Origin of the sequence: Amycolatopsis sp. M39, from assembly GCF_001651785.1 — a bacterium.
GTDB lineage: Bacteria > Actinomycetota > Actinomycetes > Mycobacteriales > Pseudonocardiaceae > Amycolatopsis > Amycolatopsis rubida.
The window spans coordinates 39,771-62,613 of record NZ_LWSF01000014.1 but is presented as its reverse complement, the minus strand read 5'-3'; the positions used below and the strand labels follow the sequence as shown (position 1 = coordinate 62,613).

25 protein-coding genes and 1 riboswitch are annotated in these 22,843 nt (G+C 70.0%); of the genes, 10 read left to right on the top strand and 15 right to left on the bottom strand.

Features of this window, described 5'->3' with window-relative positions:
- Positions 1 to 36: 36 nt before the first annotated feature.
- Genes A4R44_RS26490 through A4R44_RS26480 form a run of 3 tightly spaced genes read right to left on the bottom strand, consistent with a single transcriptional unit; the run spans position 37 to position 1,048 of the window.
- On the bottom strand, positions 37 to 387 hold the full coding sequence (locus A4R44_RS26490; RefSeq protein ID WP_067586274.1) for a barstar family protein: 351 nt from the start codon (positions 385 to 387) through the stop codon (positions 37 to 39).
- Positions 384 to 836 carry a ribonuclease domain-containing protein gene (locus A4R44_RS26485; RefSeq protein WP_067586271.1) on the bottom strand — a complete coding sequence of 151 codons (453 nt, stop codon included), beginning with the start codon at positions 834 to 836 and terminating at the stop codon, positions 384 to 386. Before A4R44_RS26485 ends, A4R44_RS26490 begins: the two co-directional genes overlap by 4 nt.
- Before the next feature lie 11 nt (positions 837 to 847).
- Positions 848 to 1,048, bottom strand: a complete 201-nt coding sequence (locus A4R44_RS26480; protein ID WP_037813693.1) for a hypothetical protein — start codon at positions 1,046 to 1,048, stop codon at positions 848 to 850.
- Between the two features lie 60 nt (positions 1,049 to 1,108).
- Here A4R44_RS26480 and A4R44_RS26475 point away from each other — a divergent pair, with 60 nt between their 5' ends.
- From A4R44_RS26475 to A4R44_RS26465, 3 genes are all read left to right on the top strand, one after another.
- Positions 1,109 to 2,074: a zinc-binding dehydrogenase gene (locus tag A4R44_RS26475; protein WP_067586269.1), complete on the top strand. Its 966-nt coding sequence runs from the start codon at positions 1,109 to 1,111 to the stop codon at positions 2,072 to 2,074.
- Between the two features lie 162 nt (positions 2,075 to 2,236).
- On the top strand, positions 2,237 to 3,259 hold the full coding sequence (locus tag A4R44_RS26470) for an alpha/beta fold hydrolase (protein ID WP_067586266.1): 1,023 nt from the start codon (positions 2,237 to 2,239) through the stop codon (positions 3,257 to 3,259).
- A gap of 119 nt (positions 3,260 to 3,378) precedes the next feature.
- A complete protein-coding gene (locus A4R44_RS26465; protein WP_067586262.1) occupies positions 3,379 to 4,866 on the top strand; it encodes an amino acid permease in 1,488 nt (495 codons plus the stop codon).
- A 429-nt stretch (positions 4,867 to 5,295) separates the two neighbouring features.
- Here the strand turns inward: A4R44_RS26465 and A4R44_RS26460 are convergent, their stop codons facing one another.
- Entirely contained in the window at positions 5,296 to 6,345 is a 1,050-nt protein-coding gene (locus A4R44_RS26460; RefSeq protein WP_067586259.1) for a nitronate monooxygenase family protein, read from the bottom strand.
- 59 nt (positions 6,346 to 6,404) lie between these two features.
- Here A4R44_RS26460 and A4R44_RS26455 point away from each other — a divergent pair, with 59 nt between their 5' ends.
- A complete protein-coding gene (locus A4R44_RS26455; protein ID WP_067586575.1) occupies positions 6,405 to 6,851 on the top strand; it encodes a pyridoxamine 5'-phosphate oxidase family protein in 447 nt (148 codons plus the stop codon).
- On the opposite strand, the gene A4R44_RS26450 is transcribed toward A4R44_RS26455, so the two are convergent.
- Together A4R44_RS26450 and lepA are read right to left on the bottom strand one after the other, a co-directional pair.
- Positions 6,835 to 7,458 carry a Uma2 family endonuclease gene (locus A4R44_RS26450; RefSeq protein WP_067586256.1) on the bottom strand — a complete coding sequence of 208 codons (624 nt, stop codon included), beginning with the start codon at positions 7,456 to 7,458 and terminating at the stop codon, positions 6,835 to 6,837. The genes A4R44_RS26455 and A4R44_RS26450 overlap by 17 nt on opposite strands.
- 121 nt (positions 7,459 to 7,579) lie before the next feature.
- Positions 7,580 to 9,445, bottom strand: coding sequence for a translation elongation factor 4 (lepA, locus tag A4R44_RS26445; protein ID WP_067586253.1), 1,866 nt, complete (start codon positions 9,443 to 9,445; stop codon positions 7,580 to 7,582).
- Positions 9,446 to 9,561: 116 nt separating this feature from the next.
- Here lepA and A4R44_RS26440 point away from each other — a divergent pair, with 116 nt between their 5' ends.
- Positions 9,562 to 10,173 (top strand): class I SAM-dependent methyltransferase, encoded by a 612-nt coding sequence (locus tag A4R44_RS26440; protein ID WP_067586250.1) that lies wholly within the window; start codon positions 9,562 to 9,564, stop codon positions 10,171 to 10,173.
- Here A4R44_RS26440 and A4R44_RS26435 read toward each other — a convergent pair.
- Both A4R44_RS26435 and A4R44_RS26430 read right to left on the bottom strand, forming a co-directional pair.
- Positions 10,170 to 10,544, bottom strand: a complete 375-nt coding sequence (locus tag A4R44_RS26435; protein WP_067586247.1) for a VOC family protein — start codon at positions 10,542 to 10,544, stop codon at positions 10,170 to 10,172. The two genes, A4R44_RS26440 and A4R44_RS26435, sit on opposite strands and share 4 nt — an antisense overlap.
- A gap of 22 nt (positions 10,545 to 10,566) precedes the next feature.
- A complete protein-coding gene (locus A4R44_RS26430; RefSeq protein WP_067586244.1) occupies positions 10,567 to 11,427 on the bottom strand; it encodes a DMT family transporter in 861 nt (286 codons plus the stop codon).
- A gap of 405 nt (positions 11,428 to 11,832) precedes the next feature.
- Between A4R44_RS26430 and rpsT the strand changes: the two genes are divergently transcribed.
- Positions 11,833 to 12,093 (top strand): 30S ribosomal protein S20, encoded by a 261-nt coding sequence (gene rpsT / locus A4R44_RS26425; protein WP_009081037.1) that lies wholly within the window; start codon positions 11,833 to 11,835, stop codon positions 12,091 to 12,093.
- 101 nt (positions 12,094 to 12,194) lie between these two features.
- Here rpsT and holA read toward each other — a convergent pair whose 3' ends face one another.
- Positions 12,195 to 13,166: a DNA polymerase III subunit delta gene (gene holA / locus A4R44_RS26420; protein ID WP_067586241.1), complete on the bottom strand. Its 972-nt coding sequence runs from the start codon at positions 13,164 to 13,166 to the stop codon at positions 12,195 to 12,197.
- Positions 13,167 to 13,297: 131 nt separating this feature from the next.
- Positions 13,298 to 13,431, top strand: a riboswitch (SAM riboswitch).
- A 13-nt stretch (positions 13,432 to 13,444) separates the two neighbouring features.
- Between holA and thrC the strand changes: the two genes are divergently transcribed.
- The gene (thrC, locus tag A4R44_RS26415; protein ID WP_067586238.1) at positions 13,445 to 14,710 is read left to right on the top strand and encodes a threonine synthase; all 1,266 of its coding nucleotides are present in this window, start codon (positions 13,445 to 13,447) and stop codon (positions 14,708 to 14,710) included.
- A 24-nt stretch (positions 14,711 to 14,734) separates the two neighbouring features.
- Here thrC and A4R44_RS26410 read toward each other — a convergent pair whose 3' ends face one another.
- Together A4R44_RS26410 and A4R44_RS50760 are read right to left on the bottom strand one after the other, a co-directional pair.
- Positions 14,735 to 17,113: a ComEC/Rec2 family competence protein gene (locus tag A4R44_RS26410; protein WP_067586234.1), complete on the bottom strand. Its 2,379-nt coding sequence runs from the start codon at positions 17,111 to 17,113 to the stop codon at positions 14,735 to 14,737.
- On the bottom strand, positions 17,110 to 17,781 hold the full coding sequence (locus A4R44_RS50760; protein WP_369805940.1) for a helix-hairpin-helix domain-containing protein: 672 nt from the start codon (positions 17,779 to 17,781) through the stop codon (positions 17,110 to 17,112). Before A4R44_RS50760 ends, A4R44_RS26410 begins: the two co-directional genes overlap by 4 nt.
- 691 nt (positions 17,782 to 18,472) lie before the next feature.
- Here A4R44_RS50760 and A4R44_RS26400 point away from each other — a divergent pair.
- From A4R44_RS26400 to A4R44_RS26395, 3 genes are read left to right on the top strand one after another with little or no spacing between them, the layout of a single operon-like run.
- Complete coding sequence (locus A4R44_RS26400; protein ID WP_198545448.1) at positions 18,473 to 19,066, top strand: hypothetical protein; 594 nt, start codon at positions 18,473 to 18,475, stop codon at positions 19,064 to 19,066.
- Positions 19,067 to 19,075: 9 nt separating this feature from the next.
- On the top strand, positions 19,076 to 19,384 hold the full coding sequence (locus tag A4R44_RS49270; RefSeq protein WP_198545447.1) for a GNAT family N-acetyltransferase: 309 nt from the start codon (positions 19,076 to 19,078) through the stop codon (positions 19,382 to 19,384).
- Between the two features lie 5 nt (positions 19,385 to 19,389).
- Entirely contained in the window at positions 19,390 to 20,208 is an 819-nt protein-coding gene (locus A4R44_RS26395; RefSeq protein WP_093576205.1) for a DUF3626 domain-containing protein, read from the top strand.
- Here A4R44_RS26395 and A4R44_RS26390 read toward each other — a convergent pair.
- From A4R44_RS26390 to rsfS, 4 genes are read right to left on the bottom strand one after another with little or no spacing between them, the layout of a single operon-like run.
- A complete protein-coding gene (locus tag A4R44_RS26390) occupies positions 20,205 to 21,050 on the bottom strand; it encodes a DegV family protein (protein ID WP_067586228.1) in 846 nt (281 codons plus the stop codon). The two genes, A4R44_RS26395 and A4R44_RS26390, sit on opposite strands and share 4 nt — an antisense overlap.
- A 4-nt stretch (positions 21,051 to 21,054) precedes the next feature.
- The gene (gene octT / locus A4R44_RS26385; RefSeq protein ID WP_067586225.1) at positions 21,055 to 21,783 is read right to left on the bottom strand and encodes a diglucosylglycerate octanoyltransferase; all 729 of its coding nucleotides are present in this window, start codon (positions 21,781 to 21,783) and stop codon (positions 21,055 to 21,057) included.
- Positions 21,784 to 21,787: 4 nt separating this feature from the next.
- The gene (locus A4R44_RS26380) at positions 21,788 to 22,402 is read right to left on the bottom strand and encodes a histidine phosphatase family protein (RefSeq protein WP_067586222.1); all 615 of its coding nucleotides are present in this window, start codon (positions 22,400 to 22,402) and stop codon (positions 21,788 to 21,790) included.
- Positions 22,399 to 22,806, bottom strand: a complete 408-nt coding sequence (rsfS, locus tag A4R44_RS26375) for a ribosome silencing factor (RefSeq protein WP_067586219.1) — start codon at positions 22,804 to 22,806, stop codon at positions 22,399 to 22,401. The genes A4R44_RS26380 and rsfS overlap by 4 nt, the downstream gene beginning before the upstream one ends.
- Positions 22,807 to 22,843: the final 37 nt, after the last annotated feature.

Sequence of the window (22,843 nt, the reverse complement as noted above, 5' to 3'; positions counted from 1 at the left end):
GGGAACCTGATTCCCTCAGGGTTCCCCTCACGGCCGTCAGGAATCCACCAGCACCAGGGTCAGCCGCCGCTCGCCGGAGCCCATCGCGCGCTGCGCGTCCGACAACACGCTGCGCACCGCCAGATACGTCTTGGGCTCGGCCGCCTTCAATCCGTCCGACCCGGTCCAGATCAGCACGTGCTCGCCGGACGGCAGCCAGGACAAATCCGTGAGCAGGTCGTACAAGGCGTCCAGATTCCGTCCGAAATAAGACGGGAAAGAAAGCGCCTCGCCGATCGCGTCCAGCGCCGACAGCTTGTCCAGCGTCCGCGTTCCGTCGACCCGATGCGGATAAGCCCCGCGCGCGAACGCCGCGTCCGCCGCGGCCCGCGCCGTCTCCCCGCTCACCGTGCGGGATCCACAACGACGAACGACGCGTAATGATCCGCTGTGTAGTACAACTCTTTCCCCGCCCCCGTGATCAGCCGGCGCGCCCCTCGGTCCGGGCTTCCCGGCGTTTTCACGGTGTACTCGTGGTAATAGCCGTTCTTCTCCGCGGGAAGCACTTTTTCCCGGTTCTGGAAGACGACGTCGTCATTGCGCGGATACGGGTAAGGCCCGCCCTTCTGGATCAGGTTCCACGTGTCTTTCGCCTGCGAAGGCAGCGAGGACAACGGTTTGACCGGCAGCTTGGAATCCGCCCCCGGCACCTTCCCGGAAGCGGCGCCGGGAGCACCCGAGGAGGACGCGGGCGCCGGCGAATCCGGGGAGCCGGCGGTTTCCTTGACGAGCCACCCGCCGAGCACCAGCACGAGGAGACCGACGAGCGCGGCGGTGATCCGCCTACGGTTGACCATGGTGTGCCAGCTTAGGAGCGGCCGGGACCGTCGTCGTCACGGGCCGTGCCGAACCAGCGGCCGAAGCGTTCGACCAGCTTGTCGATGGCCCACGCGGCGAGCAGGCAGAGCGGCACGAGCACCGCCATCACCAGCACGAACTGCACGGGGAACCAGGCTTGGGCAAGCCACAGCTCGACCCCGTCCCACCAGTTGGCCAGGCCCTCGAACACGAGTGTGAGCCTACGCGCGCTCGCCTGCGCCGGGTCGGGCAGGGGAGGTAGGTTGCTGCCATGTTCGCCGTATACGCGCAGGAACCCAACGCCGAGTCCCCGCTCGATTCGCTGGTCGTCGGCGAGCGGCCGGAACCCGAGGTGCCCGAAGGCTGGGTCCGGGTGCACGTCAAAGCCGCCAGCCTGAACATGCACGACCTGTGGACTTTGCGCGGTGTCGGCATCAAACCCGACCAGTTCCCGATGATCCTCGGCTGCGACGGAGCGGGCACGCTCGACGACGGCACCGAGGTCGTGCTGCACTCGGTGATCAACGCGCCGGGCTGGCAGGGCGACGACACGCTCGACCCGAAGCGCACCCTGCTCACCGAAAAGCACCAGGGCACGTTCGCCGACCAGGTCGTGGTCCCGGCCCGCAACGCGGTGCCGAAGCCGGCCGGACTGAGCTTCGCCGAGGGCGCGACGATGGGCACCGCGTGGCTCACCGCGTACCGGATGCTGTTCGTGAAGTCGGGTCTGCGGCCCGGCCAGACGATGCTGGTGCAGGGCGCGTCCGGCGGGGTGTCGACCGCGCTCATCGCGCTCGGCCGCGCGGCCGGGTTCCGGGTGTGGGTCACCGGGCGCAGCGAGGAGAAGCGCGCGCTGGCCGAGACCGTCGGCGCGCACCAGACGTTCGAGTCCGGCGCGCGGCTGCCCGAGCGGGTGGACGCGGTGTTCGAGACCGTCGGCAAGGCCACCTGGGGCCACACGCTGAAATCGCTGAAGCCGGGCGGCGCGGTCGTGGTGTCCGGTTCGACCAGCGGCCCCGACCCGTCGGCCGACCTGCAGCGGGTGTTCTTCCTGCAGCTGCGGGTCCTCGGCTCGACCATGGGCACCCGCGACGAGCTGGCCGATCTGCTCGCCTACCTCGATCTGAAGGGCATCAAGCCGCAGATCGGCACCGAGCTCCCCCTCACGGAGGCCCCCGCGGGATTCGCCGCGATGGCCGCCGGGGAGACCGCGGGCAAGATCGTCTTCACCCGCTGATCCTGATCGCACCGCGCTGGCCTGGGCTTTTCGTCGTCGCATGCGCCCAGGCCAGTGCTTTTACCTGTTCTCCAGTGAATCGTCAACACCCCGGCTTCGCAATCAGATAGTGACCCCCGAAGTTCCACCAGAACTCGACCTTGGGCGGTTAACCTGGAGAACATGACCGCGACGCAGCGGCCAGTCCCGGCCGGCCGGGACGGTCGGCACCCCAGCGAACCGGAGCCGATCCGGGAATCCTTCCGGCGCTTCGCCGGGATCCGCACGCGCGTGCTGGAGGTCGGCCCGCCCGTCGCGGAGGCGCCCGCACCGAAGCGGACGCGCCGCAAGGGTGCCGAGAAACCCCGCGCTCCCCGTCTCGTGTTGCTCCACGGGTATTGCGACAGTGCCGACACGTGGCGTCCGGTACTCGGAGAACTAGCCGCGGCGGGCATCGCCGCGATCGCCGTCGATCTTCCCGGCTTCGGCGACGCGCAGCCGCTGCGCCCCGGCCCGATGCTGCCCCAGCTCGACGCGTTCACCGCCGCGGTGGTGCGCGAGCAGGCCGTGCTCGGCCCGGTCGTGCTCGCGGGCAACTCGCTCGGCGGCACGATGAGCCTGCGCGCGGCGCAGAACCACCGGCTGCCGACCCACGGCGTGGTGTCGATCGCCGCGCCCGGTTTCGTCGACTCGTGGCTGGTGCGCACGGTCGGGCGCAATCCGCTGCCGCTGCGGCTGTACTCCTCGCTTCCGTTGCCGGTGCCGGGTTTCCTGGTCCGCGCGGTAGCCGAACAGCTCGTGCCGCGGATCCTCTACGCCGACTCGCGCCGGGCGGACGCGGGCCAGGTCCGGCGGTTCACCACGCTCTTTCCCGACTACCGGGCCACCACGTCCCGGCTCGAAGAAGCCCGGCAGCTGGTCGCGGAGCTGGCCGACGCCTACCGGCTCGACCAGATCAAGATCCCGCTGCTCGCGGTCGCGTGCGGCAAGGACAAGCTGGTGACGGCCGCGTCCGGGCGGAAGCTGCACACCCTGGTGCCGCACAGCAGGCTCGTCGTGCGCGAGGACTGGGGCCACTGCCCGCAGCTGGACGATCCGGCCGAGGTCGCGGAGCTGCTCACGTTCTTCTGCGCGGGCGCGATCCGCTCGGCCGCCCGGCCGGTGCCCACGGTCAGCGACATCGAGGGCGACTCCGCGACCGGGTGAAGCAGGCTGCCAAGATCGTCACACTCTGGAGTCGGTGACAGGCACGGCGCCTCCGGGTACGGTGCCCTGCCAAGGCCCGGAACCCGGGTCCTGCGAACCATCAGTCTGAGGAGACATCGATGTCAGCTCCGCGCGGCGGCCCTAACCTGGGCTCCGGGTCCGGGATCTTCCGGCGGAAGCCGATCGAAACCATCGAGCAGATCGGCGAAAGCGGCCTGCAGCGCACGCTCGGCCTGCGGCAGCTGACCGCGATCGGCGTCGGCGGCATCATCGGCGCGGGCATCTTCTCGCTCGCCGGGGCGGTCGCGAACAAGACCGCGGGCCCCGCCGTGCTGATCTCGTTCCTGATCGCGGGCATCGCGAGCGCCGCGGCGGCGTTCTCCTACGCCGAGTTCGCCGGCCTCATCCCGCGCGCGGGTTCGGCTTACACCTACGGCTACGCGGTGCTCGGCGAGATCGTCGGCTGGTTCATCGGCTGGGACCTGCTGCTGGAGTACACCGCGATCGTGTCCGTGGTCGCGATCGGGATTTCCGGCTACTTCAACGACTTGCTGGGCTTCCTGCACGTCTCGCTGCCGCACTGGATGTCCGGCGCACCCGGCACCGAACCCGCGGGAGTCGAACCAGGGTCGTACAAGGTCAACCTGTTCGCGGTGCTGCTCTGCCTGCTGATCGCCTTCATTCTCAACCAGGGCATGAAAAACGCGGCGCGCTTCGAAACGCTGCTGGTGTACCTGAAGGTCGGCCTGGTGCTGCTGGTGATCGTGGTCGGCGCCTTCCACATCCAGAGCGGCAACTACAGCAACTTCTTCCCGTTCGGCCTCAGCGGCGCGTTCACCGGCGCGGCAACGGTGTTCTTCGCGGTCTTCGGCTACGACGCCATGTCCACCGCGGCGGAGGAGTCTCAGGACTCGCAGAAGCACATGCCGAAGGCGATCATCTACTCGCTGGCGATCTCGATGGTGCTGTACGTGCTGGCCTGCCTGGTCCTGACCGGCATGGTGAAGTACACCGACATCAACCCGGAAGCGGCCTTCTCGAGCGCGTTCGCGAAGGTCGGCCTCGGCTGGCTGGGCGCGATCATCGCGGTGGGCGCCATCATCGGCATCCTGACGGTCCTGTTCACGTTCTTGATGGGCGCGACGCGCGTGGGCTACTCGATGAGCCGCGACGGCCTGCTGCCGAAGTGGTTCTCGAAGACCCATCCGGTGCGCAAGGTCCCTTCGCGCATCACGTGGATCCTGGGCGGCGCTTCGGCGTTGATCGCGGGCCTGCTCCCCATCGGCGAGGCCGCGGAACTGACGAACATCGGCATCCTGCTGGCCTTCGTGGTCGTGTGCATCGCGGTGATCGTGCTGCGCTACAAGCGCCCGGAACTGCCGCGCACGTTCAAGACGCCGGGCATGCCGGTGGTCCCGATCATCGGCGTGGTGTTCTCGATCTGGCTGATCACCTTCCTGAAGCCGGAAACCTGGCTGCGCTTCGCGATCTGGTTCGTGATCGGCATGGTGATCTACTTCGCCTACGGCAAACGCCACTCCGCGATGGAACGCGGCGAGGACGCGGGCGACGGCGACCCGGGCGGGTTGAAGTCCACTTCGGACTGATCTCTTCGGCCGGGTTGATCGGGCTGTGCTGCGGGGGACGCCTTCGGCGGCGTCCCCCGCATTTTCGCGTGCGCGGCCGGCGATCCGCCCGGAGGCTCCTGGAACGGGTCCGCTCGGGAACTCCGGCTCACTGCCACGGTGGCCCGCCCGTGCACAATCGGGCATCGTTCCCGGTCCACGAGCGCACATCGCCTCCGCGCAAACCGGCGCTTCCCGCGACTGGATCACGCATAGTTACTCAAGCCGCTCCGCCGCCGAGTCATCCCGCGAACGCCGGGCCGCGCCGGAAGCTCAGCGCAGCCAGCAACTCCACCGCGGGACCCGAGCACAGCAACCGCCAAGCCGTTGTGGTCCCCGCCCCTCGCCGCGGCGGATTCTCAGCGCAACCGGCCAAGCCATCGCGATCCCCGCCCCCACCCCAGCAGACACTCAACGCAACCGATCGAGCCGTTCCGCCGCCGCCTTTGCCTCGGTGCGCAGGCGGGCCACGATCGAGGCCGCTGAACCGTCACCGGCGAGCGGGTAAGTCTGGCCCGCCCACAACGACATCGCCTCCGGGTCACCGGCTTTGGCGGCCGCCGCGCGGACCGGTTTGCTCAGGTGGTGCAGTTGCGGGTACGCGGCGGGCGCGTTCGCGGAAAGGTCGCTCAGGACGCGGTTCACCATGCCCCGCGCCGGACGTCCGCTGAACGCGCGCGTGAAAGCCGTCGCCCGGCCAGCTTCGGCGAGCGCGCGGCGCTGGGTGTCGCCGGTGCCGGCTTCCGTCGCGAGCAGGAAAGCCGTGCCCAGCTGGGCCGCCGACGCACCGGCGGCCAGCACGGCCGCGACGTCGGCACCGTTGACCAGTCCCCCGGCCGCGATCAACGGCAGGCTCGTGCGCGCGCCGAGCAACCGCAGCAGCGCGAGCAGGCCGTATTCCTCGCCGCCGGCCGGGTTGCCCGGGTCGTCGGTGAACAGACCGCGGTGCCCGCCGGCTTCGAAGCCCTGCACGACCAGCGCGTCCGCTCCGCGCGCGGCGGCGAGGTCGGCTTCCTCCGGGTTCGTGACGGTGACCGCGACCTTGCCGCCCGCCTCGTGGATCCGCTGCACCTCGGCGGACGTCGGCGCACCGAAAGTGAACGACACCACCGGAATCCGGTGCCGCACGACGAGGTCGAGCTTCGCCGGGTACTCGTCATCGTCCCAGACCGCGTCGCCGAGTTCGACGCCGTAGCGGACGGCTTCGGCGAGCAGGCGTTCGCGGTGCGCGCTGAGGTCGGCCACCGACCGGCCGCCGGGGACGAACAGGTTGACGCCGAACCGGCCGCCGGTGAGGTCGGCGGTGTGCGCGATCCGGGCGTCCAGCGTCTCCGGGCTGGCGTAGCCGGCGGCGAGAAAACCGAACCCGCCCGCGTCCGTGACGGCGCCGACCAGCTGCGGAGTCGTCGGCCCGCCCGCCATCGGCGCCACGATCACCGGGAACTCGAGATCATCGAACATGCCCCGAGCCTAGTGCCGGACCGGAAATGCGCCGGGCCGCCGCCGCGTTGCAGAAGAGCATGACGGCAACCCTGGAACAGCTCCGCGCGCTGACGGTGGAGGAGAACGGCCTCGCCACCGTGGCCACGACCCGCGCCGACGGCACCGTGCACGCGTCCGTGGTGAACGCGGGCATCCTGGACGACCCGGTGACCGGCACGCCGAGCGTGGGCTTCGTAGCCGTCGGCGGCGCGCGCAAACTGGCCCTGCTGCGCCGCAACGGCCACGCGACCGTGACGTTCCGCCGCGGCTGGCGCTGGCTCTCGGTGACCGGCCCGGTCCGCCTGATCGGCCCGGACGACCCCGACCCCGCCTTCCCGGCCGACGGCCTCCCGCCCCTGCTGCGCGAGGTGTTCCGAGCCGCCACCGGCACCCACGACGACTGGGCGGAGTACGACCGCGTGATGGCCGCCGAACGCCGCGCCGCGGTGTTCGTGGAGGTGGGCAGAATCATCGGGAACGGCTGAGCGAACCTCGGTGCCAGGCGTGCCGAGTTCGACCCGGCCCCTCAACCCTCCCGACCAGCGCCTCGGGCACCACCCGGACCGGGAACGGCCGCCGCGCTGGGAAAACCTCGGCTCCCGCGGACTTGGCGACCTGCTGATAGACGCCGTCCTCGTCCAGTTCGAACACAGTCAACTCCGGTGCGGCCGGGTCGATCACCCAGTAACTCGGCACCCGCAGCCGTTCGTAGACCGCTTTCTTGGTGTTCAGATCGTGGATCGACGTGCTCGGCGACAGAACCTCGACGGCGAGTACGGGCGGCACGGGCAGGTCCTTGGCGGTGAAGTCTTCGCCGCGGCCGACCAGAACGTCCGGCTGCAGCTCCATCCGGTCGCCGACGTGCACGGCGAATGGTGCGCCGAGGACGTCGAACTCCGGCGGGCAAGCCGCCTCCAGCACGTGGTGGAGCCGGTATCCGATCTTCTGGTGTCGATACCCGGGCACCGGAGTCACGAGCAGCACTCCGTCGATGAGTTCGTAACGCCTGCCGTCATCCGGCATCCCCTCGAGGTCGTGCACCGTCATGGGCCCCGACCCGGAAGGATTCTGGATGTCCGCTACGACCGTCATGGTCGCTCTCCTTTCCCCGTTCGCGCCAGAGACTCCCTGTCAGCAATTGAGAACACCAGACCCCACCGACAAAAAACGGCGGCCCCGGAAACCCGGAGCCGCCGTTCACCCGAAGGTGGAACTACTTCTTGTTCTTCCCGTTGTCCTCAGTGGACAGTGCCGCGACGAAGGCCTCCTGCGGCACTTCCACCCGGCCGACGGTCTTCATCCGCTTCTTGCCTTCCTTCTGCTTCTCCAGCAGTTTCCGCTTCCGCGAGATGTCGCCGCCATAGCACTTGGCGAGCACGTCCTTGCGGATGGCGCGGATCGTTTCGCGCGCGATGATCCGCGAGCCGATCGCCGCCTGGATCGGGACCTCGAACTGCTGGCGCGGAATCAGCTCGCGCAGCCGCGTCGCCATGCGGTTTCCGTACGTGTAGGCGGCGTCCTTGTGCACGATCGCGGAGAACGCGTCCACCGTCTCGCCCTGGAGCAGGATGTCGACCTTCACCAGGTCCGCCACCTGCTCGCCGGACTCCTCGTAGTCGAGCGACGCGTAGCCGCGCGTGCGCGACTTCAGCGTGTCGAAGAAGTCGAAGATGATCTCCGCCAGCGGAATCGTGTAGCGCAGCTCGACGCGGTCCTCGGACAGGTAGTCCATGCCCAGCAGGGTGCCGCGCTTCGCCTGGCACAGCTCCATGATCGTGCCCACGAACTCCGACGGCGCGAGGATGCTCACCTTCGACACCGGCTCGTGCACCTCGGCGATCTTGAGCCCAGTCGGCCAGTCCGACGGGTTCGTGACGACGACCTCGCTGCGGTCCTCCAGCACCACGCGGTACACCACGTTCGGCGCGGTCGAGATCAGGTCAAGGCCGAACTCGCGCTCCAGCCGGTCCCGGGTGATCTCCAGGTGCAGCAGGCCGAGGAAACCGCAGCGGAAGCCGAAGCCCAGCGCGACCGACGTCTCCGGCTCATAGGTCAGCGCGGCGTCGTTGAGCTGCAGCTTCTCCAGCGCCTCGCGCAGCTCCGGGTAATCCGAGCCGTCCACCGGATACAGCCCGGAGAACACCATCGGCTTCGGTTCGCGGTACCCGGCGAGCGGTTCCGTCGCGCCGTGCCGCTCGGACGTCACGGTGTCGCCGACCTTCGACTGGCGCACGTCCTTCACGCCGGTGATCAGGTAGCCGACCTCGCCGACGCCGAGTCCCTTGCTGGCCTTCGGCTCCGGCGAGATGATCCCGACCTCGAGCAGCTCGTGCGTCGCGCCGGTCGACATCATCTTGATCTTCTCCCGCGGCGTGATCTTGCCGTCCACCACGCGGATGTAGGTGACGACGCCGCGGTAGGTGTCGTAGACCGAGTCGAAGATCATCGCGCGGGCGGGCGCGTCCGCGTCGCCGACCGGCGGCGGGACCTGGCGCACGCATTCGTCCAGCAGCTCGGTCACGCCCATGCCGGTCTTCGCCGACACGCGCAGCACGTCCGAGGGCTCGCAGCCGATGATGTGCGCGATCTCCGCCGCGTACTTCTCCGGGTCCGCCGAGGGCAGGTCGATCTTGTTCAGCACCGGGATGATGTGCAGGTCGTTCTCGAGCGCGAGGTACAGGTTCGCGAGCGTCTGCGCCTCGATCCCCTGCGCGGCGTCGACCAGCAGGATCGCGCCCTCGCACGCCTCAAGCGCCCGCGAGACCTCGTAGGTGAAGTCCACGTGGCCGGGCGTGTCGATCAGGTGCAGGACATAATCTTGTGCACCGCCCTGGCCGTCCTTGATCTTCCACGGCAGCCGGACGTTCTGGGCCTTGATCGTGATGCCGCGTTCCCGCTCGATGTCCATGCGGTCGAGGTACTGCGCGCGCATGGCTCGCTCCTCGACGACGCCGGTCAGCTGCAGCATCCGGTCCGCCAGCGTCGACTTGCCGTGGTCGATGTGGGCGATGATGCAGAAGTTGCGGATCAACTCCGGCGGCGTGAAGGTGGTGTCGGCGAACGTCTTGGGCGCTGTCACTCGGGCTGTCCTCGGGATGGTGGGGGATGTCCGTGCCCCATCGTCCCATGGACCTCCGGGTGCGGGTGGGGGTCATCCCCGATGCGGCCCCGCGCGTCTCGTGGTGACCTCGAAGCATGAGCACTTCACCCTCCCCCGCGCCGCCCGGTCCCGGCGTCCTCGACGCCGCCCTCGACCGGGCCTTCGGCCATCCCAGCGGCCTGCTGGGCAGGCTCGGCGGCAAGCTGATGGCGATCGGCAACGCCGCGACCGAGCACCGCGTCGTCGACCTGGCCCGCCTCGAACCCGACGAGACCGTGCTCGTCGTCGGCCCCGGACCCGGGGTCGGCCTCGACGCGGCGAGCAAACTCGCCGGCGAGGTGATCGGCGTCGAACCCTCCCCGCAGATGCGCGACCTCTGCACGGACCGCTGCGGCGACCGCGCCGAGGTGCGCGCGGGCAGCGCGGCCCGGACCGGCTGCGCGGACGCGTCCGCGGACGTCGTGCTGACCGTGAACAACGTCCAGTTCTGGGAAGACCGCCCGGCGGCCTTCGCCGAGCTGTTCCGCGTGCTGCGGCCGGGCGGGCGGCTGCTGCTCTCGGCGCACGAGAAGTGGCTTCCGGTGACGCGGCACGAGCTGGCCGGCGAAGCCGCCGCGGCCGGATTCACCGACCTGCAGACCTGGACCTGGGACCCGCCGGGGTTCGCCGCGCTCGCCGCCCAGCTCCGGGCCGGGAAACCGGCCTAGCGCTGGTCGCGGCGCAGCGGGTGGTCTTCCGGGACCTCGACGAGCACGATCCGCAGCCCGTCCGGGTCGGCGATCCACGCCTCGTCGGTGCCCCACGGTTCGCGCCGGGCCTCGCGCACCGGTTCGACCCCGCGTCCGGCCAGTTCGGCCAGCGTCGCCGGGAGATCGCGGACCTGGAGGAAGAGGTTGACGTCCGGACCGGGCCCCTCCTCGCCCGTGCCGACCACTTCGATCGACCCGCCGCCGGCGAAAAACCGCGTGCCGCCGGGGAACTCGCGCTCGATCGCGAGGCCGAGGGCGTCGCGGTAGAACGCGGTGGACAGCTCGTGGTCGCGGGGGTGGATCAGCACCCGGCTGCTCAGTACGTCCATGGCTCCTGCCTACCCGAGCGGCTCAGGCGACCGCAATCGCAGCGATCCCGGCCAGCACCACCAGCGATCCGGCGAGGCGGCGGGCCGCGTTGCGCTCGCGCAGCACGAGCCAGGCGGCGACCCCGCCGAAGACGATCGACAATTCGCGCGCCGGCGCGACGAGGCTGACCGGCGCGATCCGCAGGGCGTACAGGACCAGCAGGTAGCTGGCCGGCGAGGCGAGCCCGACGATCAGCACCTCGCGCCGGTGGTCGCGCCACAGCCGCTTGATCTCCGAGCGGCCGCGCGCGGCGGTCGGCGCGAGCAGGATGCTCTGGCCGATCGCGCCGCCGCCGAAGTAGACGAGCGGAGGCACGCCGAGCGACGTGACCGAGTGCGCGTCCCAGAGCGTGTAAGCCGCGATGACCACGCCGGTGGCGACCCCGTAGCACACCCCCGCGCGGCGAGCCCGGGCGTCGCCGGTGCCGCCGCCGAGGCTGATCACCAGGACGCCCGCGACGACGAGGAAGGCCCCGATCAGCCCGAGCACGCCAGGCCGTTCGCCCAGGATCGTGACCGCCACGAGCACCGACACCAGCGGCCCGGTCCCGCGGGCCAGCGGGTAGACGATGGACAGGTCGCCGACCTCGTATCCGCGCTGCAGCACGATCCCGTAGGCCACGTGCAGGACCGCGGTGCCCGCGGCGGCGAGCAGCCAAGTCCACTGCGGACGTTCCGGTTCGACGGCCAGCGCGACCGCGATCACCGGGAGCATCGCCGCCGCGGAAACCGTGTAGTACAGCCAGACGAACCGCGGGCCGCCGGAAACCCGTTTGGCGGCGAGGTTCCACACGGCGTGCACGACCGCGGCGACGAGAACCATGGCGAGGGCAGTGGTGTTCATCCGGACCCCTTCAGGTTTCCAGCGCACGCTGAAGACCGGGTCCTCCAGGCTTTTGTCCCGTCAGATGAACGGCGGGGGCTCGGTGTCCCGCCGAAGGTGCCGCTCGGACCAGGCCCGCCCGCCCTCGTTGTCTTCGCGACCCGCTCTGCGGGACCACGGGCAGGCGACGGAACCCTAGGCACTACCGAAGCCCACCGTAACCGAGCCAAGGCCGGGATGCCGAGCGCTCGCGTGCCCCGGGCGGTCTCCGGGGCTGGCCGCGGCACCGCGAACAGGGCTGTTAAGATTTTCGACTGTTGCCGTGCGGCATTCCGTCAGGGAGGAAACCCGGCAGTCCCCTCGGGACTGATCCGGAGCCACACGAACGCGGCAGCGACCTTCACCGAGTGAAAGAGGAACGCCTCCATGGCCAACATCAAGTCGCAGGTCAAGCGCATCACGACGAACGAGAAGGCGCGGCAGCGCAACCTGGCGATCCGGTCCTCGGTGAAGACCGCGATCCGCAAGTTCCGCGAGGCCGCCGAAGCCGGTGACAAGGACAAGGCCCTCGAACTGCAGCGCGACGCCGCTCGCAAGCTCGACAAGGCCGTCACCAAGGGCGTGATCCACGCCAACCAGGCCGCGAACAAGAAGTCGGCTCTCGCGAAGCGCGCGAACCAGCTCTGAGCGCAGTCTTTCCGGAAGGCCCGGCGGCTTCGGCTGCCGGGCCTTTTCCGCGTCCTGGGGATTCGCGACCGGGCCTCCGCCGCCAACCGCGAGGGCTCCCGTCAGCGGTCTCCCTTGGCCGCGACCACGTCGAGGACCGCGCGCTGCAGTGCGTAATTCGCATCGGCCGCCGCGCCCTTGACCTCGGCGTTCAGCCGCGCCACGACGCGCATCGCGGTCGCCAGGCCGTCCTGGCCCCAGCCGCGCGACTGGCCTTGCGCCTTGCGGATCTTCCACGGCGGCATGCCCAGTTCGCCCGCCATCTGGTTCGGGTTGCCGCGCCCGGCCGCGGACACGCGAGCGATCGTGCGCACGGCGTCGGCCAGCGCGTCGGCCACCAGGACGTGCGGAACGCCCAGTTGCATCGCCCACTGCAATGACTCCATCGCGGCGGCCCGGTCGCCCGCGACGGCCTTTTCCGCCACCGCGAAGCCGGTCACGTCGGCGCGTCCGGTGTGGTAGCGGCGCACCGCCTGCTCGTCGACGGCTCCCCCGGTGTCAGCGACCAGCTGGGTAGCGGCCGAGGACAGTTCACGCAGATCCGAGCCGACCGAGTCGAGCAGCGCCATCAGTCCCGCGGCGTCGATTTTGCCGCCCACGCGGCGCACCTCGTTGCGCACGAACGCCTCGCGCTCGGCCGGCTTGGTGAGCTTCGGGCATTCGGTGATTTCCGCGCCCGCTTTTTTCAACGCGCCCGGCAGCGCCTTCGCGGCCTTGCTCCGCCCGCCGCCGCTGTGCACCACCACGAGGACGATGCCCTCGGCCGGCACCTTCACGTACGCGAGGACCGCGTCGGACAGCTCCTGCGAGATGTCCTGCGCCGACTCCAGCACGATCACGCGCCCCTCGGCGAACAGCGACGGACTCACCAGCTCGGCCAGCACCGGCGGTGTGAGATCGGACACCCGCATGCGCGTGAGGTCCGCCGTCGGGTCCGCGGCCTTGGCCGCGTCGAGGGACGCTCGCACAGCCCGTTCGATGAGCAGTTCTTCCTCGCCCGTGACGAGGTGCAGCGGCGCGGGTGCGGTGGTCACCCCGCCATCTTCTCACCCGGCCGCCGGGCCGCCCGCTCCGGTGATGTGGGCCGCCTCCGTGGCACGAGCTGATCGGGATGTCGTACGGTGTAGCCGAGGACGCGCCCACCGGCGCTCCGACAACCGAATACCGCTCATCCAGAGGGGCAGAGGGAACGGCCCGACGAAGCCCCGGCAACCGGCGTACAGCCTGTCACCCCGCGATCGCGGGGTAGCTGACGACCACGGTGCCAATTCCGGCCCGCTTCGGCGGGGCAGATGAGGAAAGGAACCTCGCGATGACTGCAGCCCTCAGCGCCACCTCCGCCAACAAGACGATCGACCTCGGTCCGGCCGTCGAACTGGTGTCGAAGGAAGAAGGGCACCGGCAGCCGCTCGCTCCGGAATTCGTCTCCGCCGAAGACTTCTCTCCGCTCGAGGTCGCCTACGACTTCGGCCGCGTCCGCCGCGAGGACATCGAGGCGGGCCCGCGCAACATCTGGCGTTACAAGAAGCTCCTTCCCGTCCCCTCGACCGTCGAGGAGACCCCGAACACCGAACCCGGCTGTACCCGGCTCGTGCGCGCGGACCGGCTCGCGAAGGAGCTCGGCCTCAAGCGCGTGTGGGTCAAGGACGACACCGGAAACCCGACGCACTCGTTCAAGGACCGCGTGGTCGCCGTCGCGCTCGCGGCCGCCCGCGAGTTCGGCTTCGAGGTCCTCGCGTGTCCCTCGACCGGCAACCTGGCCAACGCGACCGCCGCCGCGGCGGCCCGCGCCGGCTGGCGGTCGGTCGTGCTGATCCCGAAGAGCCTCGAACGCGCGAAGATCCTCACCACCGCCGTCTACGACGGCGACCTGATCGCCGTCGACGGCAACTACGACGACGTGAACCGGCTCGCCACCGAACTGGCCGCCGAGCACCCGAAGTGGGCGTTCGTGAACGTCAACGTCCGCCCGTACTACTCCGAAGGCTCGAAGACGCTCGCCTACGAGGTCGCCGAGCAGCTCGGCTGGCGCATCCCCGAGCAGATCGTCGTGCCGATCGCCTCCGGTTCCCAGCTCACCAAGGTGGACAAGGGTTTCCGCGAACTGGGCCAGCTCGGTCTCGTGGACGCCAGCCCGTACCAGGTGTTCGGCGCACAGGCCACCGGCTGCTCGCCGGTCTCCGCCGCGTACCGCAACGGCCACGACGTCGTCCAGCCGGTCAAGCCGGACACCATCGCCCGCTCGCTCGCGATCGGCAACCCGGCCGACGGCCCGTACGTGCTCGACGTGGTCAACCGCACCGGCGGCGCGATCGAGGACGTCACCGACGAAGAGGTCGTCGAAGGCATCCGGCTGCTCGCGCGCACCGAAGGCATCTTCACCGAGACCGCGGGCGGCGTCACCGTGGCGACCGCGAAGAAGCTCGTCGAAACCGGCAAGCTCGACCCGGACGCCGAAACCGTCCTCCTCATCACCGGCGACGGCCTCAAGACCCTCGACGCGGTCGAGAACCACATCGGCCCGAAGGCCACCGTGCCGCCGTCCGCCGAAGCCGTCGCCAAGGCGCTCGGCTACTGACGCACCGGCCCGGGGTCCGCCGCACTACCGCGGCGGACCCCGCGGCTCGCCCCGGCGCACGACCGCCGGCCCGCTTCCTCCGGGCAGGACGGCAGTGTCGCCGTCCACATCGGTCCGGGTGACCAGCACTCCCATCGTCCCGAGAACGTCCATTGTGGACTTGCTCGGATGCCCGTACCCGTTGCCCGCGCCGACGCTGATCAGCGCCGTGCGCGGCCGCACCGCCGCGAGGAACTGCGGCAGCGAGTACCTCGATCCGTGATGCGGCACCTTCAGGATGTCCGCCCGCAGGTCCGCGCCCTCGGCGAGCAAGTCCGCCTGTGCGGCCAGTTCGACGTCTCCAGTCAGCAATACCCGGCCAGCCGGGGTTTCGGCGCGCAGGACGACCGAACTGTTGTTGATCATCGTGCCGTCCTGCAACGCCGGTGCGCGAGTAGTGGCATAGCGCGGACCGAGCACCTCCAGCGACAGCCCCGGCCACTCCAGCCGCTGCCCGTCGCTCAACTGCACCAGCGGCACGCCACGACGCCGCGCTTCGCCGGAGACCGACTGCCACGCCCACGCCGGAGCACGCCCTGGCCCTACCGCGATCGCACCGACTGTTCTTCCGTCGAACACCGAGACGAGTCCGCCGATGTGATCCGCGTGCAGGTGACTCAGCACGAGCAACGGCACCCGATCGACGCCCAGCCTCCGCAGGCATTCGTCGACCGGCTCTGGCTCCGGCCCGGTGTCGACGACCACGGCGCGGCCAGGCTCAGCAGTGGCCAGGACGACCGCATCTCCTTGTCCGACATCGCATTCCACCATCGCCCAGCCGCCTGGCGGCCAGCCAGGCGCCAGGACTGTGGCCGGTACGACCGTCAGCAGCACGACGACCAGTCCGATCGCCACCAGCAGCCGGAGCCGGCGAAACCGCGCCGCCACCACGACGACGACCAGCAGGGCCGCCGCGCACAATCCGCCCCACCAGCCACCGGGCCACGACAGCGCCGCGCCCGGCGCTCTCGCACCGTGCCGGGCGACGGTGATCAGCCATCGGGCTTCCGGATCTGCCGCATGGATCAGCACCCGTCCCGCACCTGGCCACCATGGTCCGACGACTGTTGCCAGCACTCCCAGCACAGTCACCGGCGCGACTACCGGTGCCGCAAGGACATTGGTCACGACTGAGACCAGGCTGACCGTGCCCGCCATACCGGCGATGACGGGAGCGGTGACCACGAACGCGGCTAGCGGAACAGCCAGGCCTTCGGCGTAACCGGCTGGAACTCCCCTTCGTACCAGCGAATCTGCCCAGCGCGGCGCGAGCAGCACCAGTCCTGCCGTAGCGAGAACCGAAAGCGCGAAGCCGAAATTACCCGCCATCGTCGGATCCCACGCCACCAGTACGCACACCGCGAAGGCCAATGCGGGCAACGCCGAACCACGTCGTCCCAGAGCCAGCGCGAGCAGGCCGATGCCGCCCATGACGCCAGCCCGGACCACACTCGGTTCAGGGCCCACCAGGACGAGGAATCCCACCAGGCAGACTCCAGCCGCTGTCGCGGAAAATCTCGGGCCGGCTCGGACCAATCGGCACAGCAGCAGGACGGCTCCGCCGAGAATGACGAGGTTTCCGCCGCTCACTGCCATCAAGTGGGTGAGTCCAGATGCCTTGAACTCTCCTTCGACCCGTTGCGGCAACGCGCTCGTGTCGCCTAGCACCAGTCCGGGCAGGAGGCCCGCTGGTTCTTCGGGCAGGACCGAGCACAGGGAGTGCAAGCTGTTCCGCAGGACTGCGGCGGCTTGCTGCCACCACGGCGCTGGCCCGACGTCGATGGGTGCGGCACGAACGGAGAGGACTGCTGCGGTCAGTTCCCCGCCGCGTGCGGGCAGGAGGCGGCCGGACGTCGTCGCTTCCTGGCCGGGCAGCAGGCCGCTCCATCCGGCAACCGGTGCCAGCAACAGAACCCGGCCGGTCGATTCGATGGGCTGACCGTCCGCTATGGCCGTTGAGACTCGGGCGGGGATCGCCACTGACCGGGTTCCCGCCTGCTGGTCCGCATAGCCGGCTTGGTGGATCGGCCGCGGGCGCTCGCTGATCTCGACCCGCAGCGTCGCGGTGACGCCGTGTTCGGCAGCGGCTCCCAGCGGGTCGGATGCCGCGTCGTGAATGCGCAGGGCGGTGGGCACTGCGGCAATGAGCCCGGCCAGCAGCAGCGCTCCGCCAGCACCGGCGTATCTGGCACCGCCGCGCACTAGAAACACCACAGCGCCGATCACTGCTACGGCACCGACCGCTGTCGCGACCCACCAACCGAGTTGCAGTCCGGCGAGAGTAGCCACCCATCCGGCGACGGCAGCGGGGACGAGACGGAAATCGTGGTCGCGCCGCGTCTCTTCCTCAGTTTCCAGCTTCATCCGACGGTCACCTGCTCGCGAAGCTTTTCGAATTTGCTCGCGCCGATGCCATCCACGTCGCGGAGTTGTTCGACGCTCGCGAATCCGCCGTGCTGGGTGCGCCAGTCGGTGATGCGCCGGGCGGTGACCTCGCCGACGCCGGGGAGGCTGTCGAGTTGTTCGGCGGTCGCTGAGTTCAGGTCGATTTTGCTGGCCGCGGCTCCTGAGCCGGCCGGTGCCGCTGAGGTGGCTGGGACGCCGACCGCCAACTGCTCGCCGTCGGTGAGTTTGCGGGCGAGGTTCAGTGCGGTCAGGTCGGCACCGGGGGTGGCACCGCCCGCTGCGCGGAGGGCGTCGGCGACGCGGGAACCCGACGGCACGGTGACCAGCCCTGGCGAGCGCACGTGGCCGACTACGCTGATGACCAGGTTCTCGTTGGTCTTCGACGCGTGCGGCACTTGCGCACGGGCGGCCGGGAGCGGCGGAGCGATCTCGGCCGCGGGTGAGCGGCCGAAGATGGCCAGGCCTCCGGCGATGACGGCGGCTGCTGCCAGCAACGCCAGGGCGAAGATCATTCCCCGGCGGCCCAGGAAGCCCGGCAGGCCGGTTGAGCCAGGGAGCCAGCGCCGGGCCAGGCGGTGTCCGGTGTGTTCCGGCAGCCAGCCGCGGACCAGTTTGCCGCCCGGCAATGGGTTTTCTGGCGGGGGCGGGCTGTCGGCGAGTGCAGACAGCCGGGCTATGCGGCCCCCAGGCCGCACGAGCGGCGTACCGTCCGCCAACGGGCCGCCCAGTAGCGGTGAACTGTCGGCAACGGCAGACAGTCCAGCTTTCAACCCCGCGGTGCGGGAGTGCGACCTTGAGTCGCCTGCTGTGCCATCCATGCCTGTCAGCAAGCCGTCAGCACCTGCGGACAGGCGATAGTTCGGTTCCACCTCCGTGCCCGCGGACGGCTGACTGTCTGCCGTTGCCGACACGCTCGCCCGGCTGCGCACGGGCCGGCCCGCCCGGCCGAGGGGCAGCCAGCGGCGTGCCGGCCTGCTGCCGGGTCCGGCGAGGTGCGGGACAGCGGCCAGCTGGTCGGCCAGCCAGGTGAGCCTGACGTTGACGGGAGTGCCCTGGTCTCGGGCGGAGTGCTCGAACACACGATCGACGCTAGGCGTCGGCCGGTCCGGCGGCGAGAGTGTTCCGCGCGATCTGTGGACAACCCGCCCCTTGGGGACAACTGGGCCGTCAGCGCAGGCGACGCGACGGAGTTTGTCGGGGCACGCGGTCATACTGGCGGGTTTGGCCTGCGGCACCAGCGGGCGAAAAGCGTTCGCACCCGCCGCGCTCATCGGCTAGACCTGGTAGCCCGCCGTCGAACGGGAGCATGCCGCAGCCGTGGACCACACCGACCTGACCTTGCGCCCGATCTCCGGACCGGAAGAATTCGATCTCTTCTGCCGACTCACTTACGCCCTCGACCACGAGCTCGCCGCTGGCCGACGCGGGCCGGAGTGGATGTGGATCGCGGTCCGCGGCAGCGAACTCGTCGCCAGGGCCGCGTGCTGGGGCCGAGCCGACGAACCTGTCCCGCTTCTGCTGGACTTCTTCGATCTTGAGGACGTGACCGTCGGCGCGCGGCTGCTCCGGACCGCGATGGCGGAGATTCTGCCCGCAGGCGCCCGGCCTCCGGTCTACAACCGGATGATTCCCGCTGACTGGCGCGAAAAAGCCGAAACCCGAAGCGTTGTCGAGGACCGGATGATCGCACTCGAACAGGCCGGTGCTCAACTGCTCGCTGAGCGGCCGCGCTTCGAGCGGCGGCCAGGGACTCCAGTCGCCCCGCCGCGAAAACGGCTGGTCTTCCGGAAGATCCGCGGCGAGGACGAGGTCCTCGACTTGATGACCCGGGTCTTGGACGGAACGCCCGACGCCCGCAGCCGCGACGACCTGACCCGGATGTCCGCCCGTGAAGCGGCGATCCGGCACTAGGAGGACGAATTGGCGCACTACCGCAGTCCGCGGGACTGGCGGCGCGTCGCCACGCTGCCCGACGGCACGCCGGTCGGGTTCGTCACGCCAGCACGCAACGATTACCACCCCGTCATCGGCTATCTGGCCGTCCTGCCCGAGCATCGCGGCAACCGCTGCCTCGACGAAATTCTCGCCGATGGCATTCGAATCCTTGCCGCCCAAGAGGTTCCTCGCATCCGGGCGGCGACGGATCTCGGCAACGTCCCGATGGCGAACGCGTTCCAGCGCGCCGGGTACGTCGATTTCGAGCGCGCGATCACGATGTCCTGGCCGTGATCCGGATGGAGGCTGGGGAGCGTGCGGTCGCCCGCTTCGCCGCGCTGGCGACCGGCGGGCCAGCGGATCCGTCGTGGCGGGTCACGCTGCATTTCCACCCGGACCGGCTGGTCGACGGGGTGCCGATCCTGGAAAGAATGGTTCGAGACGGCCGGTACCGCTCGCAGTTCGAGACCGGCGTCAGCAACGGCGGGCTGACGGCGGATCCGGGAGGCGACCGCTGGCGCTGGGAAAGCCGGTTGTTCGCCGGTGCCTACGACGAGGCCGCGCCGGAGCACCGGCCGAAATACGGGTCGCTGAATTTCCGCGGCCGGAAGGCGGGCGGCTCGCCGCGGTTCGGTTCGGCGCACCTGCGGCTCGCCCGGCATACGCTGTCCCGCACGACTTTCAGCTATCCCGACAGCGTCTTCGAACCGACGTCCTTCGGCGTCGAGGCGCACCTGTCCGAACTGGTCGCGATGGCCGAAGCTGACGGCAAAGACCTGTTGGACGACTACATCGAGGCGCAGGTGCACGGCGAGGCGGACCTGGCCCGGGACGTCGAAGCGCTGGTTCTCGATCCGTCCTACCGGGGAACGGAAATCGAGGCGGCTGCCCGAAACCTGGGCCCGGTCGAGTGGCACGAAGGGTTCCGGCTCACCGCCGAAGAACTGCTCCGGCACCCCGGTTACCGCGGACCGGAGTTCGCCGCGCTCGGTGCCGGACTCGCCGAGGAAGGGCACCTCGACCCACGGATACTCGGGAAAGCCGCCGTCCGCGACGAGCAAGATCTCAAGCGCGTCTGGCACCTGCTCGCGCGATTCGGCAACCAGGAACCCGGTTAGGCGCGCTGCACGACGACGCCGAGCACGCCAGGCCCGGTGTGCGCGCCGATGACCGCGCCGATCTCCGACACCACGCATCCCCCGGCGCATCCCGGGATCGCTTCCTCAAGCCGGTTCGCCAATTCGACGGCCCGCTCCGGCGAGGCGAGATGATGCACCGCCAGCTCGACCGGTCCGGTGCCCGCCGCCTGCACGGACAACTCGACCAACCGCCCGATCGCGCGGTTCATCGTGCGCACTTTCTCCAGCGGCAGGATCCGGCCGTCGGACATGTGCAGCACCGGTTTCACCGCCAGTGCGGTGCCGAGCAATGCCGCGGCCGAGCCGATCCGGCCGCCCCGGCGCAGGTGTTCCAGAGTCTCGACCACGAACAACGTCGAAGACCGTTCGGCCGCTTTCGCCGCCGCCGCTTCGACTTCCGCCGGGCTGGCTCCGGAAGCGGCGGCGTCCGCGGCGTGCAGGGCGGCGAAGCCCAAACCCATCGCTGTGGTGCGGGAATCGACGACGCGGACCCGGTCCGAGCCGACCTCTTCCGCGGCCAGGACGGCGGCTTCCCAGGTGCCGGACAGTTCGCTCGACAGGTGCACTGACACGACCGCGTCCGCGCCCGCGTCGAGCGCGGCCCGGAATTCGGTGGCGAATTCGGCCGGCGTAGGCCGGGAAGTCGTGACGATCCTGCGCTCCCCCAGCGCTTCCGCGAGCGCGGCGGGGCCCATCTCGATGCCGTCGAGCGAGCACACGCCTTCGACGAGGACGTGCAGGGGCACCACCCGCACCGAGTGCCGCTCGGCGAAGCCTTCGGGCAGGTGCGCGGTGGAGTCCGTGACCACGGCGACCGACACGTCGTCAGCCTACGTGGCCGGAGCCGAGGTGCGGGGCAACGAGTTTCGCCATCGCGGTGCCGACGGCTTGGTGCCCGGCCCATCCCCAGTGCATGCCGTCGGGATTTCCCGCGCCGCTCAAGACATGTTCGCCAACCACGCCGGGCGTGTCGAGCAACGGCACTTCGCATCGCGCGGCCCACGAAGCGATTGCAGCGGCTGCTTCGGCGCGTCCCGTGTGTACGCGTCCGTACGCATCAGCGCGGTGCACCGAAGGCAGCATTCCGAACACAGGCAACTCAGGCCGCAACGCGCGCAACGCTTCGACGGACTGGTCCAGATAGCTCACTGTCAGCCGCGCGGGAAGCACGCGAGGACGTCCGCGCATCACGACAGACAATCGTGGCTGCGCAGCGAGATAGGCACCGCGTACGACGCGACGCACGCCGTCGGGGCGAAGGTAGCGAAGTCCCTGACGCAAGTACGTCGGCAACGGCGACGGCAGTGTGTCCATGTGGCCGACAGCGAGCACGACAGCGTCGACGCGGCGCAGATCCGCCCACACCCGCGGGTCGCCGGTGAGCGACCACCACAGGTCGCGCGCGGTCCAGCCGATGCCTGCGACGAGATCAGCTTGTCCGGACAACGCGTTCGCGGCGACGTTGGGCCACAGGCGCGGATCATCGGCCGCGCAAGGACCTTCAGGACCGTGGAAACAGAGTGAATCGCCGAAGACGAGCAGCTGCGGGCTCATCGGGTCAGCCGGTGATGCCCGCGTTGTACGCGTGCAACCGCCACTTCCCCTCGCGGTGGCCGAGGTCGACCCAATGACAGTTCATGATCCCGCCGAGCGACGGCCAGACCTCGACCGGAAGGCCGAGCAGCTTCGCCGTCAGCGCGAGGATCAGACCGCCGTGCGAAGCGAGCAGGACCGATTCCCCGGCGTCGGAGTTCGGCTGCATCAGGTCGTCGACCACCTCGGCGGCGCGTTCGGCCACCTCGACCCGGGACTCGCCGCCCGGCGGGGCCCACGCGGCGTTGGTGCGCCACAGTTCGCGGTCGCCGGGATAGCCCTCGTCGACCTCGGCCCCGGTCAGGCCCTGCCACTCGCCGAGGTGCGTCTCGCGCAGCCGCTTGTCGATCTGCAGCGGCACGCCGATCGCCTCGGTGAGCACCGTGGCGGTGTCGGTGGCGCGGCGCAGGTCGGACGCGATCACCAGGTCCGGCTTGAACCGCGCGAGCGCGGGCACGGCGAAGCGCGCCTGGTTCCAGCCGACCGGGGTCAGCGCCGAATCGAGGTGTCCCTGCATGCGGCCGGCGGCGTTGTAGTCCGTCTCGCCGTGCCGCCAGAGCAGCAGCCGCCGCGGGCTCACGCCTCCGGGCCGTCCGCGTCGTCGGTGTCGGTGGCGGGGACTGTCGCCAGCCCTTCGACCTCGATCCGCGGGCAGTCCTTCCACAGCCGCTCAAGGCCGTAGAACGAGCGCTCGTCCGCGTGCTGGACGTGCACGACGACGTCGACGTAGTCGAGCAGCACCCAGCGGCCCTCTCGCGCGCCTTCGCGCCGCACCGGCTTGTGCCCCTCGATGCGGAGCTTCTCCTCCACGTTGTCGACGATCGCGCCGACCTGCCGCTCGTTCGCCGCGGACGCGATCACGAACGCGTCGGTGATCACGAGCTGCTCGGACACGTCCAGGACGACCACGTCGCTGGCCAGCTTGTCCGCCGCCGCGTGCGCGGCCGCCACCGCCAGGTCCCGTGCCTCGGACGTCGCTGCCACAGTGCTCCTTCAAGATTTCGGGTACGCCCGGACGAGG

Coding starts and splice junctions, on each gene's coding strand:
- A4R44_RS26485 (WP_067586271.1), bottom strand. CDS start 836: ATGGTCAACCGTAGGCGGATCACCGCCGCGCTCGTCGGTCTCCTCGTG.
- A4R44_RS26475 (WP_067586269.1), top strand. CDS start 1,109: ATGTTCGCCGTATACGCGCAGGAACCCAACGCCGAGTCCCCGCTCGAT.
- A4R44_RS26470 (WP_067586266.1), top strand. CDS start 2,237: ATGACCGCGACGCAGCGGCCAGTCCCGGCCGGCCGGGACGGTCGGCAC.
- A4R44_RS26465 (WP_067586262.1), top strand. CDS start 3,379: ATGTCAGCTCCGCGCGGCGGCCCTAACCTGGGCTCCGGGTCCGGGATC.
- A4R44_RS26460 (WP_067586259.1), bottom strand. CDS start 6,345: ATGTTCGATGATCTCGAGTTCCCGGTGATCGTGGCGCCGATGGCGGGC.
- A4R44_RS26455 (WP_067586575.1), top strand. CDS start 6,405: ATGACGGCAACCCTGGAACAGCTCCGCGCGCTGACGGTGGAGGAGAAC.
- A4R44_RS26450 (WP_067586256.1), bottom strand. CDS start 7,458: ATGACGGTCGTAGCGGACATCCAGAATCCTTCCGGGTCGGGGCCCATG.
- A4R44_RS26440 (WP_067586250.1), top strand. CDS start 9,562: ATGAGCACTTCACCCTCCCCCGCGCCGCCCGGTCCCGGCGTCCTCGAC.
- A4R44_RS26435 (WP_067586247.1), bottom strand. CDS start 10,544: ATGGACGTACTGAGCAGCCGGGTGCTGATCCACCCCCGCGACCACGAG.
- A4R44_RS26430 (WP_067586244.1), bottom strand. CDS start 11,427: ATGAACACCACTGCCCTCGCCATGGTTCTCGTCGCCGCGGTCGTGCAC.
- rpsT (WP_009081037.1), top strand. CDS start 11,833: ATGGCCAACATCAAGTCGCAGGTCAAGCGCATCACGACGAACGAGAAG.
- thrC (WP_067586238.1), top strand. CDS start 13,445: ATGACTGCAGCCCTCAGCGCCACCTCCGCCAACAAGACGATCGACCTC.
- A4R44_RS26410 (WP_067586234.1), bottom strand. CDS start 17,113: ATGAAGCTGGAAACTGAGGAAGAGACGCGGCGCGACCACGATTTCCGT.
- A4R44_RS26395 (WP_093576205.1), top strand. CDS start 19,390: ATGGAGGCTGGGGAGCGTGCGGTCGCCCGCTTCGCCGCGCTGGCGACC.
- octT (WP_067586225.1), bottom strand. CDS start 21,783: ATGAGCCCGCAGCTGCTCGTCTTCGGCGATTCACTCTGTTTCCACGGT.